The sequence below is a fragment of the Burkholderia contaminans genome (assembly GCF_029633825.1).
GTDB lineage: Bacteria > Pseudomonadota > Gammaproteobacteria > Burkholderiales > Burkholderiaceae > Burkholderia > Burkholderia contaminans.
This window is the reverse complement of record NZ_CP090641.1, coordinates 1,544,412-1,559,870: the sequence shown is the minus strand read 5'-3', so window position 1 is coordinate 1,559,870 and position 15,459 is coordinate 1,544,412. Positions and strand designations below refer to the sequence as shown.

Genomic DNA, 15,459 nt, shown 5'->3' with positions numbered 1-15,459 from the left:
GAAATGAGTGCCCGCTTGCGCTGAACTCTAGGAAGGGGGATGCGGATAAGCAAGGAAATTCGTCCGCATTTCATGCAATTTCCGGCGCGATGCGACGTGATTGTTGCGTCGAATGCCGTGGATTTCCCCGTTTGCGGGCGATTCCGCGGGAATGCGCGGGCAACGCGCATTTCGTCGCCATGCGCACCTAAAGTCCGACGAAGAAATGCCGCTAATGCCGGGGCATTGCCTCATCGTCCGCTTTCCAGGAATCTCCCCATGTTCGGAAAAATCAAGCTCGCGTCGGGTCTGCTCGGCGTGTTGACCGTGTTTTGCCTCTTCCTGTTCGCGATCGAGGCGCTCGGCTTCTGGGCGCTCAAGTCCACGCGCGGCGGCGTCGACGATCTGTCGAACGTCGCGATCACGCAGGTCGAGGCAGCCAGCCAGGCGACCCAGCAGCTGCTCGACGCGCGCATCAACCTGTCGCGCGCCGGCACGCGGATGGTGCGCGGCGGCCCGAAGCCGGAAGACATCATTCGCCATGCCGGCGCGTCGCTCGCGGAAGCCGACAAGGCGTTCGCCGCGCTGACGGCCGCGCAGCCGGTCGACGATGCCAACCGCGCGCGCGTCGCGGCGCTCACCGAGCGCTATCGCGCGCTGCGCGGCGCGCTGGGCGAACTCGTGCAGTTCCTCGATGCCGACAACATCCAGGCCTTCCTCGACCAGCCGACGCAGAGCATCCAGGACGCCTATCTCGCCGAGCTGCGCCGCTTCACCGACTATGGCGGCGCTTCGAGCCGCGCGGCGCTCGACACCATCGACGGCGGCATGCTCTGGTTCAAGTCGGTCGGCATCGTGCTGCTGGTGGCGATGCTCGCGGCGAGCGCAGCGATCTACGCGGCCGCACGGCGCGCGGTCGTCGCGCCGCTGGAAGAAGCCGGCCGCCATTTCGAGCGGATCGCGCAGGGCCGGCTCGATGAAGTCGTGCGGGCCGGCGGCGTGTTCGAGATCGACCGGATGCTGCGCGGCCTCGCCACGATGCAGACGAGCATCGCGGGCACCGTGCGCACGGTGCGCCAGGCGTCGGATGCGATCCACCTCGGCGCGGGCGAGATCGCGGGCGGCAACGCCGACCTGTCGGCGCGCACCGGCACGCAGGCCGCGTCGCTCGAGGAAACGGCCGCGAGCATGGAGGAACTGACGGCGACCGTCCGGCAGAACACCGACAGCGCGCGCGCGGCGAGCGCGCTGGCCGACGCGGCGCTCGAGGCGACGAGCCACGGCGGCGGCGTGGTCGACAGCGTGATCGACCGGATGCGCGGGATCGCACAGAGTTCGGGGCGGATCGCGGAGATCATCTCGGTGATCGACGGCATCGCGTTCCAGACCAACATCCTTGCGCTGAACGCGGCCGTGGAAGCCGCACGCGCAGGCGAACAGGGGCGCGGCTTCGCGGTCGTCGCGGGCGAAGTGCGCTCGCTCGCGCAGCGCAGCGCCCAATCGGCGAAGGAGATCAAGGCGCTGATCGAGGATTCGGTCGCGCAGATCAACGGCGGCGCGGAGCTCGTCGAGCGCGCCGGCGACGCGATGCGGACGGTATCGGCGTCGATCACGCGCGTCGTGCAGACGATGTCCGAGATCACCGCGGCGTCGGTCGAGCAGAGCGTCGGGATCGAGCAGGTGAACCAGGCCGTCACGCAGATGGATCAGCTCACGCAGCAGAACGCCGCGCTGGTGGAGGAGGTCGCGGCGGCGGCCGCGTCGCTGAACGACCAGACCGCGCACCTGATGCAGGCGGTGTCGGTGTTCGAACTGGGCGATGGCCGCGCCGCACGCGGCGAGCGCGCGGCGCCGTCGTTCGACGACGCGGGTTACGCGCCGGCAGGCAGCGCCGCGTAGGCGGTCTCGAGGTGGTAGGGCGTCGTCGACGGCATGTCGGCGCGCGCCACCTGCCCGTCCGCCGTCTTGCACTCGAACCAGCCGCGCGGATGCAGGAAGCGCGCGGCGAAGCGTTCGATCTGCCGCGCGAGCGGCGCGGAGGCCGCCGTGCCGCCGTGCGTCGCGAGCGCGCGCAGGTACTCGGTCTGCGCCCAGATCCGCTGCGTGCCGTCGATGCACGCGCCTTGCGCGTCGAGCGCCGCGCAGACGCCGCCCGTCTGCGGATCGACGCCGTATTGCTCCGCGAACACGAACGCGCGCGCCAGCGCGCCGGGGAGCCCGGTCTGCGCGAGCCGCGCGCCGGCCGCATCGACCAGATAGAACCACTCGAACTGATGGCCGGGCTCGAACCGGTTGTCGGCTGCGTCGAGCGGCAGCTCGGCCACGCAGCCGGTTGCCGCGTCGACGAACGTGCGCTCGACGGCCTGTGCGGTGTGCGCGAGCGCGTCATCGAACGCCGCATCGCCGAATGCAGCGGCCGCCGCGAGCCACGCTTCGGTCAGGTGCATCAGCGGATTCTGCAGCGTCCCGCTGCCGGATGACGAGAAATCGGCGTGGCGGGCGGCATCGAGCAGCGCGTCGCCGCGGTGCGGCGCGAAACGGTCCTGAATCAGCGCGGCGGTCTCTTCGGCCGCCTGGCGCGCGGCGACGTCGCCCGACGCCGCATACCACGCCGCACACGCGAACACGATGAAGGCGTGCGTGTAGAGATCCTTGGTCGTGTCGAGCGGTGCGCCCTGCGCATCCACGCTGTAGTGCCAGCCGCCGTGGCGCGGGTCGCGAAAGCGGCGGCCCAGCGCGTCGAACAGCGTGGCCGCGTGCGCGGTGTCGCCGGCCCGTGCGAACACGAACAGTTGCCGTGCACAGGCCATTGCGCGATATCGGGTCACGGGCAGCGGCGCGTGGGTGGCCGGATCGACGGCTTCGAACGGCAACTGTAATGTCTGGTCGAACCCTGAACCCCGCCAGATCGGCAAGACGACGTGCGCGAAATGGTGGCGCAGCTGGGCGGCCTGGGCGGAAGCGGAGTCGGAAACGGACATGACGGGGTTGAGCGCTGGGTTCAAAACGTGTCGGCGCGGCCCGGAGGATCGGCGCGGCCGGGGCCAAGGATAAAACATTCCGCGCGGCCGGCACCAAAAAAGGAGATAAATCGCATGCTGAGCAACCTGGAACTCGTGATGCGGCTCGTCCTCGCGGCGGCGCTGGGCAGCGTCATCGGCTTCGAGCGCGAGCGCCTGTCGTGGGCGGCCGGCCTGCGTACGCACATGCTCGTTTGTGTCGGTTCGACGCTGATCATGATCGTGTCGGCGTTCGGGTTCGCCGACATACTCGGCAGCAGCGAGCATATCGTGCTCGATCCGTCGCGGATCGCCGCGCAGGTCGTGTCGGGCATCGGCTTCCTCGGCGCGGGCTCGATCCTGCTGCGCGGCGAGATCGTGCGCGGGCTGACGACCGCCGCGAGCCTGTGGTCGGTCGCCGCGATCGGCCTCGCGGTGGGAGGCGGGCTCTACGTCGCGTCGATTTCGGCGACGATCATCATCCTGATCATCCTGGCCGGCATCAAGCCGCTGGAGCGGCGCTACTTCACGGCGCGCCAGCGGCGCCAGCTCGTGCTGACGGTCGTGGGCGGCACGCTGAACTTCGATTCGCTGCACGCGGCGCTGGGTCCGGACAGTGCGCGGGTGAAGCAGTTCATCGTGCAGCGCGCCGACGACACGGGCGAGCACGACGAGGTGCGCATCGCGCTCGCGCGGGTGTCGGAACTCGAATACCGGGCGATCTGCGACAAGCTGCGCGCGCTGAAGGGCGTCACGCGTTTCGAAGAGGGCAACGGGTTGTCGGGCGACGAATAGGCGGAATCGGCGACGGGGCATGCGACAATGGCCGACCACCGATTCCGTTCGACATCCGGTTCCGCGCTTGCGGGCCCAGCCATCCGATTTCCATGACCGAATCCGTTTCCTCGCCTCGCTCCCGCTCCCGTTCCAATCGTTCGTCGGCCCGTTCGCGACCGCGCTCGGCTGCTGCCGCGGGCAGTACGTCCGCGAGGGCGACGGTGCGGTCCGGCAGTGCGCCGGCCGGCGACGCATCGCGGGACGAACAGACGCTCGACCTGTTCGGCGATCCCGTGCTCGAGCCGGGTGAACGCGTGCCGGCCGCGGTGCGTGACGAAGCGGGCGCGCAAGCCGATGTCGCGGACGATGTGGCGTCCGGGCGGCAGGCTGCGCTGGACGGGTTCAGTGCACCGGAGGCGGTGGCCGCGGCAGGACATGTTGATGCAACAGAAGGTGCAGTGACGCCTGGAGACGCGACGGTGGCGCATGGCGTTTCGTCGCCTGAAGGCGGTGGTGACGCTAACGTCGACGTCGTGCCGGATTCTGGCGCGGCTGCGATGAAGGCGGTCGATATTCCCCTGGCCGATGGCGTTGCATCGAAAGCCGCCGATGGGCTTGCGGGCGATGGCGCCGCAACGAAGGCCGACGATGTGCGGGCGGGCGATGGCGCCGCAACGGTGGCGACCAAGCTGCAAGCAACCGATGGTGCTGAGGCGAAGGCGACCGGATCTCAAGCGGCTGATGGTGCAGTCGAGAAGGCTGCTGTTGTTGCTGCTACCGCCGTTAAATCCCGCGAAGGGCGGCCCGCCGGCGACGCCGTGAAGGAACGCCGTGCGCCGTCGGGCGGTAAACGCCGGGCGGCTGCCGGTGCAAGCGACGCGACAACGGAGCAATCCGCGCTGGTCGTGACGAGCGTGGGCACGGTGGCGGAGGCGGTCGGGGCGAGCCAGGTGTCAGACTCGGTGACGACGGTCGAGCCGCAGACGTCGGCGCAGCCGGCCAAGCCGGTGATTGCCGCGAATGCTGCCAACCCGGCCAACCCGGCTAACACGGCTAACACGGCTAACACGGCTAACGTCGCGAAGGCCCATGACGCCGTGCCACCGGCTTCCGCTGCCTCCTTTGTCACGAAGCCATCGGCGGAGCGCACGCAACCGGGCGCCCCGGTCTTCGATCCGGACACGCACCTGCGTCCGCTGACCGACCGGCTCGCCGCACTGCAGGCCGATGTGGACGGCCTGACGCGCGCGGCCGATCGCGAGATGCGTCGCGTCAACCGCCTGCTGCTGGCGTTGGCCGTCGTCGTGCTGGCCGGGCTCGTCGCGCTGGTGATGCAGACGCGGCAGATCGCGCACCTGAAACAGGACGTCGCCACGAAGCAGCAGCGGATCGATCGCCTCGCGGCCGATCTGTCGACGCAACAGGCAACGCTGATGACGCTCGAGGAGCATCACGAGGCGCTGTTGTCGCAAGTCGACCGGCTTCAGCGCAACGCGAACCGCGAGGCGGCCGTCGCGAAGCGCGCTCGCCGCACGCGTTAATCGTTTCGACCCTATCCTGGGAGCCTGACGGAGCAACGATCGCCGCTATGTATCGGCGATCCGCCGTCGCGCGCCTGCGGCAAACTGATGCGGTGCGCTGGCAGAGTTCAGGGAAAACCCTTAGAATGGAGTCCATCTAAGGGAAAACCCTAGCCACACCTGTCAGGAGTCTCAAATGAGCTTCATCCTCGCCCTGCTGCAAAAGATCGACGACCTTTTCGTGTCCCCGCACCTGCCGCTTGACGCCGAATACTCGTACGCTGCGCGTCGTGCCGAAGCCGAGCGCGTGCGTCGTGCGCACCTCGTGCCGATCGTCCTGTACCGTCGCTGATTCGCTGATTCGCTGATTCGCTGATTCGCTGATTCGCTGATTCGCTGATTGGCTGTCAGCGCGGCGCCTGCCGCACCTGTCTTTCCGCTTTCCGCCGCTGCATCGCGCGCCGGCGCGACCGTCCCGCTACACTGGAAGTCCGATTCCGTTCACGGTGACCGCGCCATGCTGCAGATGCGGCCGATGACGGCGAGCGAATTCCACGCGTACCGCATGCGAGCCATCGACGGCTACGCGAGCGATCTCGTTTCATCCGGACAAAATGCTGTCGAAGACGCGGCCAGCCGGGCGCGCGCCTGTTTCGACACGCTGCTGCCGGACGGCCTGCGCACCTCCGGCCAAACCCTTGTCGTGCTCATCGACGGCACTAGCGGCGACGCGGTGGGTGACCTCTGGTACGCGATCGTGCCTGAAGGGCCGAACCGCACGCTGTTCATCTACGACCTCGACATCGCCCCGTCCCGGCGCCGCCAGGGCTGGGCCACGCGTACGCTCGAGGCGCTCGATGCCGAGGCACGCCGGTACGGCGTCACCGAGATCGGGTTGTCGGTGTTCAATCACAACGCGGCGGCCCGTGCGTTGTATCGTGCGTGCGGCTTCGCGCCGATCACGACGACCTTGATCAAGCCAGTCATTTCGGACTGAAGCCATCGGCCGGCGCCGCGCCGACACGCGCTGGCGATTCGACTCGCCATCGGCCAATGCCGGCCGACTTACGATCCTTCCTGTTTGCCAAGCGCCAAGCGCCAAGCGCCAAGCGCCAAGCGCCAAGCGCGAACGCCGAACGGCCATCAGGCCGTTCGGCACACGTCACCGGCACACGTCACCGGCACACGTCACCGGCACACGTCACCGGCACACGTCACCGGCACACGTCACCGGCACACGTCACCGGCACACGTCACCGGCACACGTCACCGGCACACGTCACCGGCACACGTCACCCCGCGCGCCCCTTCCATCTCCGCAACAGCAACGCGTTGGTCACGACGCTGACGCTGGAAAACGCCATTGCCGCGCCCGCGATCACCGGGTTCAGCCAGCCGAGCGCCGCGAGCGGCACGCCGACCAGGTTGTAGACGAACGCCCAGAACAGGTTCTGCTGGATCTTCCGGTACGTGCGCCGGGAGATGTCGATCGCGTCGGCGACGAGCGCCGGGTCGCCGCGCATCAGCGTGATGCCGGCCGTGTGCATCGCGACATCCGTACCGGTCGCCATCGCGATGCCGACATCGGCCGCCGCGAGCGCGGGCGCATCGTTGATCCCGTCGCCGACCATCGCGACGATTCCGCCGTGCGTGCGCTTCAACTCGGTGACGACGCGCGCCTTGTCGTCGGGCAGCACCTGCGCATGCACCTCGCCGATGCCGAGCGACGCCGCGACGGCGGCCGCGCTGCCGCGGTTGTCGCCCGTCACGAGTACGCTCGCGACACCGCGCGCCGACAGCGCCGCGATCGCGTCGCGGGCCCCCGGCTTCACGGTATCGCCGAAAGCGATCAGCGCGAGCAACGCGCGCGGCGCGTCGGCGCGCATCAGCCACGAGATCGTGTTGCCCGCGCGCTCGAGTTCCGCTGCGCGTGCATCGAGCGCGGGCGGCACCGCGATGCCGAGTTCGTCGCGCCAGCGCGTGCTGCCGAGCGCGAGCAACTGTCCGCCGACACGTGCTTCCACGCCGCGTCCGGCCACCGCACGCGCATCGGCGGCGACGGGCGATGACACCGCACCGCCGCGTGCGGCCAGTTCGGCTTCGTGCGCGGCGACCACGGCGCGCGCGAGCGGATGGTCGCTCTGGCGTTGCACCGCCGCCGCGAGCGCGAGCGCTTCGTCATGCGGCACGCCGACCGCTTCGAACGCCGTCACGGACGGCTTGCCTTCGGTCAGCGTACCGGTCTTGTCGAACGCGATCACCGTCGTGCGCTGCGCGAGTTCGAGCGCCTGCGCATCCTTGATCAGCACGCCGTGCCGGGCCGCGACGCCCGTGCCGGCCATGATCGCGGCGGGCGTCGCCAGGCCGAGCGCGCATGGGCACGCAATGACGAGCACCGCGACCGCGTTGAGGATCGCGGTTTCCGTGCCGGCGCCAGCGATCAGCCAGCCGATCAGCGTCAGCAACGCGATGCCGAGGATCGCCGGCACGAATACCTCGCTCACGCGATCGACGAGCCGCTGTATCGGCGCCTTCTCGGCCTGCGCGGATTCGACGAGGCGGATGATGCGTGCGAGCGTCGTTTCCGCGCCGATCGCGGTGGTTTCGACGACGAGCGCGCCTTCGCCGTTGATCGAGCCGGCCGTGACGGGGTCGCCGTCGTCCTTCGGCACGGGCAGGCTTTCACCGGTGATCAGCGATTCGTCGATGTGCGAGCGGCCCGTCACGATCCGGCCGTCGACCGGCACGCGCTCGCCGGGACGGATGCTGACGCGGGTGCCGACGCGCACCTGCGCCAGCGGCACGTCGCGCTCGACGCCGTGCTCGATGACGCGCGCGCGGTCGGGACGCAGCGCGTTCAGCGCGCGGATCGCGTCGGTGGTCTGGCGCTTCGCGCGCGACTCGAGCCACTTGCCGAAGCGCACCAGCGTGACGATGACGGCCGACGCCTCGAAATACAGGTGGCCGGGGTGCAGGGGGGCGCGCAGCAGCATCCACAGGCTCAGCCCGTACGCGGCCGACGTACCGAGCGCGACGAGCAGGTCCATGTTGCCGGTGCGCGCCTTCACCGCATGCCAGGCCGCGCGATAGAAGCGCGCGCCGTAGCCGAACTGGACGATCGATGCGAGCATGAGCTGGAGCCAGCCGGGCAGCATCAGGTCGATGCCGAACGGCGCGACGAGCATCGGTGCGACAAGGGGCGCGCTCAGCACGGCGGACCAGATCACGAGATCGCGTTCGCGAATCGCTTCGAGGTGCTTGCGGACGTCGGGGTCTTGCGCGGGGCCGGCCGGTTGCGCGTCAGCCCCGGCGGCACCGGCTGATGATGTGGCGGAGAGCGACGCGCGGTAGCCGGCGGTGGTGACGGCCGCGATCAGCGCCGCGGCGTCGAGCGCACCGGCGCCGTGTACGGAAGCGCGCTCGGTCGCGAGGTTGACGGAAACGCCCGCGACGCCCGGCACGGCGGCCAGCGCCTTTTCGACGCGGCCGGCGCAGGAGGCGCAGGTCATTCCGCCGATGTCGAGTTCGAGATCGGCGGGGGCGTTGGAGGCTGCCGGCGGGATCGCGGCGCCGGCCACCGGCGTCGCGCCATAACCGGCTTGTTTCACGGCTTCGGCAAGCCGGGCGGCAGTCACGTCGGGCGCGGCGTCGACGGTTGCCCGTTCGGTCGCGAGGTTGACCGACGCGCGCGTGACGCCCGGCACCTTCGCGAGCGCCTTTTCGACGCGCGACACGCACGATGCACAGGTCATCCCGTCGATATCGAGTTCGATGATGGTGCTGTCGGCCGGAAGCGGGTGGCGGGCAGTCGAAGCGGCGGCGGCCATCGGCGCGGGCGATGCTTCGACAGGATGGGCATGCGGCGTCGCAGCGTCTTCGGGCAGCGGGTCGCGCACGGCGGCGCCGTAGCCGGCTGTACCGACCGCCTCGACGAGTTGTGCGGCGTCGACCGTATCGTGCGCCGTCACAGCCGCCGTGTGCGTGTCGAGGTCGACCGTCGCCTCGACGACGCCCGGTACCGCGGCCAGCGCCCGTTGCACGCGGCCCGTACAGCCGCCGCAATGCATGCCATCGATGCCCAGCTCGATCGTATGCAGCGCTGCGGAGGCAAGTGGTTCAGTCATGTCGGATTCCCTGAATGCGCGGCTCATGCCGCCAATGATCCCAGTATCAACATTCCCATGATGGTAAGGTCAAGTAGTGGATGATGTACGCGATGCCAGGCGGGCGGATCGGCTGAGGCCATCCGTGTTCACAGGGTGCCACGACCCGTAAAAAGTGAACGCCCGGCTTCCACGAGGAAGGCCGGGCGTCACGTGCTGCACGTAATCGACCGGTTACGCGCAGAGCTTGGCGCTTGCGAGACGGTTCAGGCTGACGCCTTGTTCGGCGGCCTGGATCACCAGCGCACGGTGAGCTTGCGGCGGGATGCGGACCTTGAATTCACCGCTATAGGTTCGGTCGGCGATCCGCTCGGGCACCTAAAGCCAGCCGAAACCGCTGCGATGTCGCCCCAATTATCCTGAAGACCCGGCGAGACATTTTCGGACCCATTGGGCCCGCGAATACGCGCCACCCGCTAATCGGCATATTGGGGGATGCCCTGAGGCGCTATGATACCGGCCTGACATCAGCGCCCAGTGTTATGAACCGTCGCGAAACGGTTGCCCGGGCAGGCTGGGGTGCCTTGCTTTCGCCATTTGCAGGTCGAACAAGGCGTTGACTGAAAAGAACGATATTCGGCCAGTAATCGATGATTGAAAACCAGCAGGAATCAGTTTTTCTGCGGCGCGCGTGCGCGTCGCTTGCCCTCGCGGCGTTGCTAGCGGGGTGCGCGTCGCAACCGGATGCAATCCAGCGGAAAACCGGCTGGATGCGGGCGGAAGTCGCCGACTCCTATGTCTACGCGTATCCGCTCGTGCTGATGGACGTCGCGAAGGAAGCGGCAACCGGCGGCGACGGCGCGCAACCGGGGCAGGCGCCGCTCAACACGCTGCGCCATGCGCAGGCGCTGCCGCCCGTCGGCGCGGTCAATCCGCCGCTGCCGGGCGTCGACACGCTCGACTCGATCGGCTGGCTCGACGTCGCGACCGAACCCGTGATCGTCACGTTGCCCGACACGCGCGGCCGCTACTGGGATGCGCGCGCACTCGACATGTGGACGAACGTGCTGTGGTCGTCGTCGAGCGTGGCTGCACGCGGGGCACGCGGCGGTGCGCGATCGCAAACGATTGCGTTCGCCGCGAAGGACTGGCAGGGCACGCTGCCGCAGGGCGCGGTCCGGATCGACGTGCCGTCGGCCAACGCGTGGCTCGAAGTCCGGCTGCAGACGAGCGGCGGGCGCGACCTCACGAACGTGAAGAAACTGCAGCGCGCGATCCGCGTGGTGCCGCTGTCCGTCTACACGGGCGCGGCGCGCGGCGCGTCGGTCGCGGTCCATGCGGGCAGTGCGCCGTCCGAAGCGGTGGGCGGCGGCACGCCGGCCGAGCAGGTGGCCGCACTCGATCCGAAGGCGTTCTTCACGCGCTTCGCGCAGGCGCTGCAGGACAACCCGGCGCCGGCCGACGATGCGCACGCACAGGAACTGCTCCGCGACATCGGCGTGTCGGCCGGCTATCCGGTGCTGTGGACGGGCGACCGCCTCACGGCCGCGACGGCCGGCGTCGCCGAGGCGCGCGCGCGGCTCTCGACCCCGCCGTCGAACCTGCTGAACGCGAACGGCTGGAGCTGGATCGGCGATACGGCCGGCAAGTACGGCCAGGACTACACGCTGCGCGCGTACGCGGCCTACACGCAGTTCGGCACCGCGACGCGCGACGACGAAACGCTCGCGGTCGTCCGCGTCGACAGCGACGGCCATGCGCTGAACGGCGCGAATCGCTATGCGCTGCATTTCGCGCCAGGCGCGCTGCCGCCGGTGCGCGCGTTCTGGACGCTCACGCCCTATACGACCAACGGCGCGCTGCCCGACGTCGGGTCGGCGCGCCGCTCGCTCGGCGATCGCGACCGCCTGCGCCGCAACCACGACGGCTCGATCGACATCGTCGTGTCGGCGTCGCCGGGCGGCACGCATGCGGCCAACTGGCTGCCGGCGCCGCGCGCCGATTTCGCACTCGCGTTGCGCCTGTACGCGCCGAAGCCGCAGGCGAGCGACGGGTCGTGGATGCCGCCCGTCGTCGTCCGGAAGTGAACGGACGACCGGCGGCGTTGTCCGACCGGCGGGCGCGACGGCGCCCGAACCCCGTGCCGTCACCTCCTGAGCCTATACTTTCGGGATAGCGTGCACGGCCGCCCGGTTCTCCGGCGCGGCCCGGCATTCCATCCCGAGGCATTCAAGCATGGCAAGCGCAGACAAAGAAACCGTACCCTCCACCCTCCATGCCCTCGGTGGCGTTGCACGCTCGCGCCGGGCCCGGCGCATCGGCATCGGCCTGCTGATCTTCATCGTTTTGTTCGGACTGCTTGGGTTCTTCGCGGCGCCGCCGCTGATCCGCCATATCGCCGAACAGCAGTTGAGCAAGCAGCTCGACCGGCCCGCCACGATCCAGCGCATCGCGCTGAACCCGTACACGCTGAACCTCGAAGCCGACGGCATCCATCTCGGCGACAAAGGCGACCAGGGCGACTTCGTCGACATCGCGAAGCTCGTCGTGCGGCCGTCGTGGTCGTCGCTGTTCCGCGGCGCGCCGATCGTCAATGAGGTTCGCCTCGACTCGCCGCGCTTTCATATCGTCCGCTACGACGCGCAGCGCTTCAACTTCACCGACCTGATCGAGAAGTTCTCGACGCCGTCGCCGAAACCCGAGAGCAAGCCGACGCAGTTCTCGGTGTCGAACATCCAGGTCAACAACGGCCGGATCGATTTCGACGACCGTCTGCTGAACGAAAAGCACGTCGTCGACAACTGGACGCTCGGCATTCCCTACATCGCGACGCTGGCCTCGAAGACCGACATCTTCGTCGAGCCGAAGCTGCGCGCGCGTTTCGACGGCAGCCCGATCGCGATCGACGGCAAGACCAAGCCGTTCGCGCAGTCGCGCGAATCGGAGATCGCGCTGAAATTCGACGGCCTCGACGTGCCGAAGCTGATCTCGTACGTGCCGGCGAAGCTGCCGGTGGCCGTGACGAGCGGCCTCTTGAGCAGCGACCTCTCGGTCAATTTCGTGATGAGCGGCGAGACACCCGCGCTGCGCGTGTCGGGCACCGTGGACCTGAAGGACGCGAAGGTGACGGACCATGCGTCCGCGCCGCTGTTCGCCGCACGCGGCGTGCACGTCGCGGCGGCCAGCCTCGAGCCGCTGCGCAACGCGATGCACTTTGACGAGATCCGGATCGACCAGCCGGTCGTCGACCTGTCGCGCGACAAGCAGGGCGTGCTGAACGTCGAGAAGCTCGCCGCGCAGCCGGCAGCCGCATCGAAGGCCGCCGAAGGCAAGCCGGCGGCGTCGGGCACGGCGGCCGCTTCCGCCGCTGCCGAAGCCGCCGCCAGCGGCGCCAAGGCCGCAGCCGGCGCCGGCGCGAAGGAGGCGCCCCCGCTCGACCTGACGATCCGCCATTTCGCGATCGACGGCGGCACGGTCAACGTCGACGACCGCGTGCCGGCGACGCCGACCGCGCTGTCGCTCACGAAGCTCGCCGCGACGCTCGACGGCTTCACGATGCAGGGCAAGACGCCCGCGAAATATACGCTGTCGACGTCGCTGTCGCGCGGCGGCGACGTGAAGGCCGAAGGCTCGTTCAATCTCGCGGAGAAGCAGGTCGAGAGCAAGCTGACGGTCGCCGCGCTCGCGCTGCCGGCGCTGCAGCCGTACCTCGGCGAGGCGACGCGTGCGCGCGTGCTCGACGGCACGCTCGGTGCGACCGTCAACGCGAAGGCCGACTGGGGCAAGACGCCGCTCGCCGCACAGGTTGCCGACAGCACGGTCAGCCTGAAGTCGCTGAAGATCGCGACGCCCGACGCGAAGGCGCCCGCGATCGTGCTGCCCGACGCGAGCGCGAAGATCGCGAAGGTCGACGTCGCCACGCGCATCGCGGAGATCGCGAGCGTCGACGCAAGCGGGCTTGCGCTCGACGTGCAGCGCCTGAAGGACGGCAAGATCGACCTCGCGGCGCTGGCCGAACCTGCCCAGGCGTCGGTGCCGAAGCGGACGGTCGCGCGCAAGGCCGAGGCCGCCGCGCCGTCGTGGCATTACCGGATCGACGCGCTGAACGTGAAGGATGCGTCCGCGAACTTCACCGACCTGTCGACGCCGCGCCCGGTGAAGCTGGCGATCAAGCCGCTGGACCTGTCGGTGCAGAAGATCAGCGACGACATGACCAGGCCGCTGCCCGTGCAGCTGAAGGCGACGCTGAACCGCAAGGGTTCGCTGAACGTGACGGGCGACGTGACCGCGCAGCCGCTGAAGCTCGGCCTGAAGATCAACGGCAACCGCCTCGACGCGGCCGCGTTCGAGCCGTACTTCGGCAGCGCGCTGAACGCGACGATCGCCAGTGCGCTGCTCAACGCGCAGGGCAACCTGACGTTCGCGCAGGTGAAGGACGCGCCGCGCGCGACCTATCGCGGCGATGTCGCGCTGGTCGACGTGCGGATGCTCGACAAGGCGACCTCCGACCCGTTCGCGGGCTGGCGCTCGCTCGCGCTGACGAACCTGAAGGCGAACTACGACGAGAAGGGCACCGACGTCGATGCCGCGCGCGTGACGTTCTCGAACTTCTACGGCCGCGTGCTGCTCGACGCGCAGGGACGCTTGAACCTGAAGGACGTGGTCGCGAAGGAAACGGGCCCCGCGCAGTCGCTCACGCGTGACGCGAGCAAGGGCGAGCCGGTGCCGCTGTCGCCGGGCGTGACGCCGCCGGCTGCCGCCCGGGCCGCGTCGGCCGCGGCCGCGCAGCAGGCGTCCGCGCCGGCCGCCGCCTCGGCGACGGTGGTCGTGAAGGCCGCGACGCCGCCGCAGAACCCGGTGCGCATGCATTTCGGCGAGTTGCTGCTGCAGAACGGCCGCGTGACGTATACCGACAACTTCATCAAGCCGAACTACACGGCGAACCTCATTGCGATCAAGGGCACGGTCGGCGCGTTCGGCACGGATTCGACGACGTCCGCGCCGGTCGACGTCGCCGCGAACCTCGCGGGCAACGGGCCGATTTCGATCAAGGGTTCGGTGAACCCGCTGATCGAGAAGCCGGCGCTCGACCTCACCGCGACCGCGCACGACATCGAGCTGACCAACCTGACGCCGTACTCGGCGAAGTACGCGGGCTACCCGATCACGAAGGGCAAGCTCAACGTCGACCTGCATTACGAACTGGCGAACGACCAGCTGAAGGCAAACAACCACATCTTCATCGACCAGCTCACGTTCGGCGACCATGTGGAGAACGATACGGCGACCAGGCTGCCGGTGAAGCTCGCGATCTCGCTGCTGAAGAACACGCGCGGCCAGATCGACGTGAACCTGCCGGTGTCCGGCTCGCTGTCGAATCCGGAGTTCAGCGTCGGCGGGCTGATCTGGCGCGCGGTGCTGAACCTGATCGCGAAGGCCGTCACGTCGCCCTTCTCGCTGCTCGCGCATGCGTTCGGCGGCGGCGGCGAGGATCTCGGCTACGTCGAATTCGCGCCGGGCTCGTACCAGCTCGACGACGCGCAGCAGAAGAAGCTCGACACCGTCGTGAAGATGCTGACCGAGAAGCCGTCTATCCGCCTCGACCTGATCGGCCGCGTCGACCCGGCGAAGGACACGTCGGGGCTCGGCGACGCATACGTCGAGCGGCTCGTGCGCCAGCAGAAGCTGAAGGACGTAATCGGGCAGGGCGAGAGCATCGACCCGATGTCGGTGAAGGTCGAGCCGGCCGAGTACAGCAAGTACCTGACGCGCGCGTACAAGGCCGCCGACTTCAAGAAGCCGCGCAACGTGATCGGCCTGCAGAAGACGCTGCCCGACGCCGACATGAAGAAGGCGCTCGCCGAGCACGCGCCGGCCGACGACAACGCGCTGCGTGCGCTCGCGCAGCAGCGCGCGCAGGCGGTGCGCCAGTATCTCGACGGGAAGATCGATTCGAGCCGCATGTTCATCGTCGCGCCGAAGCTCGATGCGAAGGGCATCGAGGACAAGGGCGCGACCACTCGCGTCGACTTCGGCCTGCAGTAAGCAGGCGATCCGCCGCCGCGCCCGTTTATCCGTTCG

At 69.0% G+C, this 15,459-nt stretch carries 9 protein-coding genes and 1 pseudogene; 7 read left to right on the top strand and 3 right to left on the bottom strand.

The window, feature by feature from the left end:
• Positions 1 to 258 precede the first annotated feature (258 nt).
• The gene (locus tag LXE91_RS24655) at positions 259 to 1,878 is read left to right on the top strand and encodes a methyl-accepting chemotaxis protein (protein WP_039349654.1); all 1,620 of its coding nucleotides are present in this window, start codon (positions 259 to 261) and stop codon (positions 1,876 to 1,878) included.
• Here LXE91_RS24655 and LXE91_RS24650 read toward each other — a convergent pair.
• Positions 1,851 to 2,960 carry an AGE family epimerase/isomerase gene (locus LXE91_RS24650; protein WP_039349656.1) on the bottom strand — a complete coding sequence of 370 codons (1,110 nt, stop codon included), beginning with the start codon at positions 2,958 to 2,960 and terminating at the stop codon, positions 1,851 to 1,853. The two genes, LXE91_RS24655 and LXE91_RS24650, sit on opposite strands and share 28 nt — an antisense overlap.
• A gap of 114 nt (positions 2,961 to 3,074) precedes the next feature.
• On the opposite strand from LXE91_RS24650, the gene LXE91_RS24645 reads away from it, so the two are divergent.
• The 4 genes from LXE91_RS24645 (at position 3,075) to LXE91_RS24630 (ending at position 6,272) form a co-directional block, all read left to right on the top strand.
• A complete protein-coding gene (locus tag LXE91_RS24645; protein ID WP_039349658.1) occupies positions 3,075 to 3,773 on the top strand; it encodes an MgtC/SapB family protein in 699 nt (232 codons plus the stop codon).
• Positions 3,774 to 3,865: 92 nt separating this feature from the next.
• Positions 3,866 to 5,296, top strand: coding sequence for a hypothetical protein (locus LXE91_RS24640; RefSeq protein ID WP_039349660.1), 1,431 nt, complete (start codon positions 3,866 to 3,868; stop codon positions 5,294 to 5,296).
• 175 nt (positions 5,297 to 5,471) lie between these two features.
• On the top strand, positions 5,472 to 5,627 hold the full coding sequence (locus LXE91_RS24635) for a hypothetical protein (protein ID WP_006481665.1): 156 nt from the start codon (positions 5,472 to 5,474) through the stop codon (positions 5,625 to 5,627).
• 165 nt (positions 5,628 to 5,792) lie between these two features.
• Positions 5,793 to 6,272: a GNAT family N-acetyltransferase gene (locus LXE91_RS24630; protein ID WP_039349662.1), complete on the top strand. Its 480-nt coding sequence runs from the start codon at positions 5,793 to 5,795 to the stop codon at positions 6,270 to 6,272.
• 295 nt (positions 6,273 to 6,567) lie between these two features.
• Here the strand turns inward: LXE91_RS24630 and LXE91_RS24625 are convergent, their stop codons facing one another.
• On the bottom strand, positions 6,568 to 9,399 hold the full coding sequence (locus tag LXE91_RS24625) for a heavy metal translocating P-type ATPase (protein WP_076841415.1): 2,832 nt from the start codon (positions 9,397 to 9,399) through the stop codon (positions 6,568 to 6,570).
• A 213-nt stretch (positions 9,400 to 9,612) separates the two neighbouring features.
• Positions 9,613 to 9,756, bottom strand: a pseudogene (locus LXE91_RS24620) (toxin-antitoxin system HicB family antitoxin); the annotation flags it as partial.
• Positions 9,757 to 10,028: 272 nt separating this feature from the next.
• Between LXE91_RS24620 and LXE91_RS24615 the strand changes: the two are divergent.
• A complete protein-coding gene (locus LXE91_RS24615; RefSeq protein ID WP_039349667.1) occupies positions 10,029 to 11,465 on the top strand; it encodes a DUF1254 domain-containing protein in 1,437 nt (478 codons plus the stop codon).
• A 148-nt stretch (positions 11,466 to 11,613) separates the two neighbouring features.
• The gene (locus LXE91_RS24610) at positions 11,614 to 15,423 is read left to right on the top strand and encodes a DUF748 domain-containing protein (RefSeq protein ID WP_039349669.1); all 3,810 of its coding nucleotides are present in this window, start codon (positions 11,614 to 11,616) and stop codon (positions 15,421 to 15,423) included.
• Positions 15,424 to 15,459 lie beyond the last annotated feature (36 nt).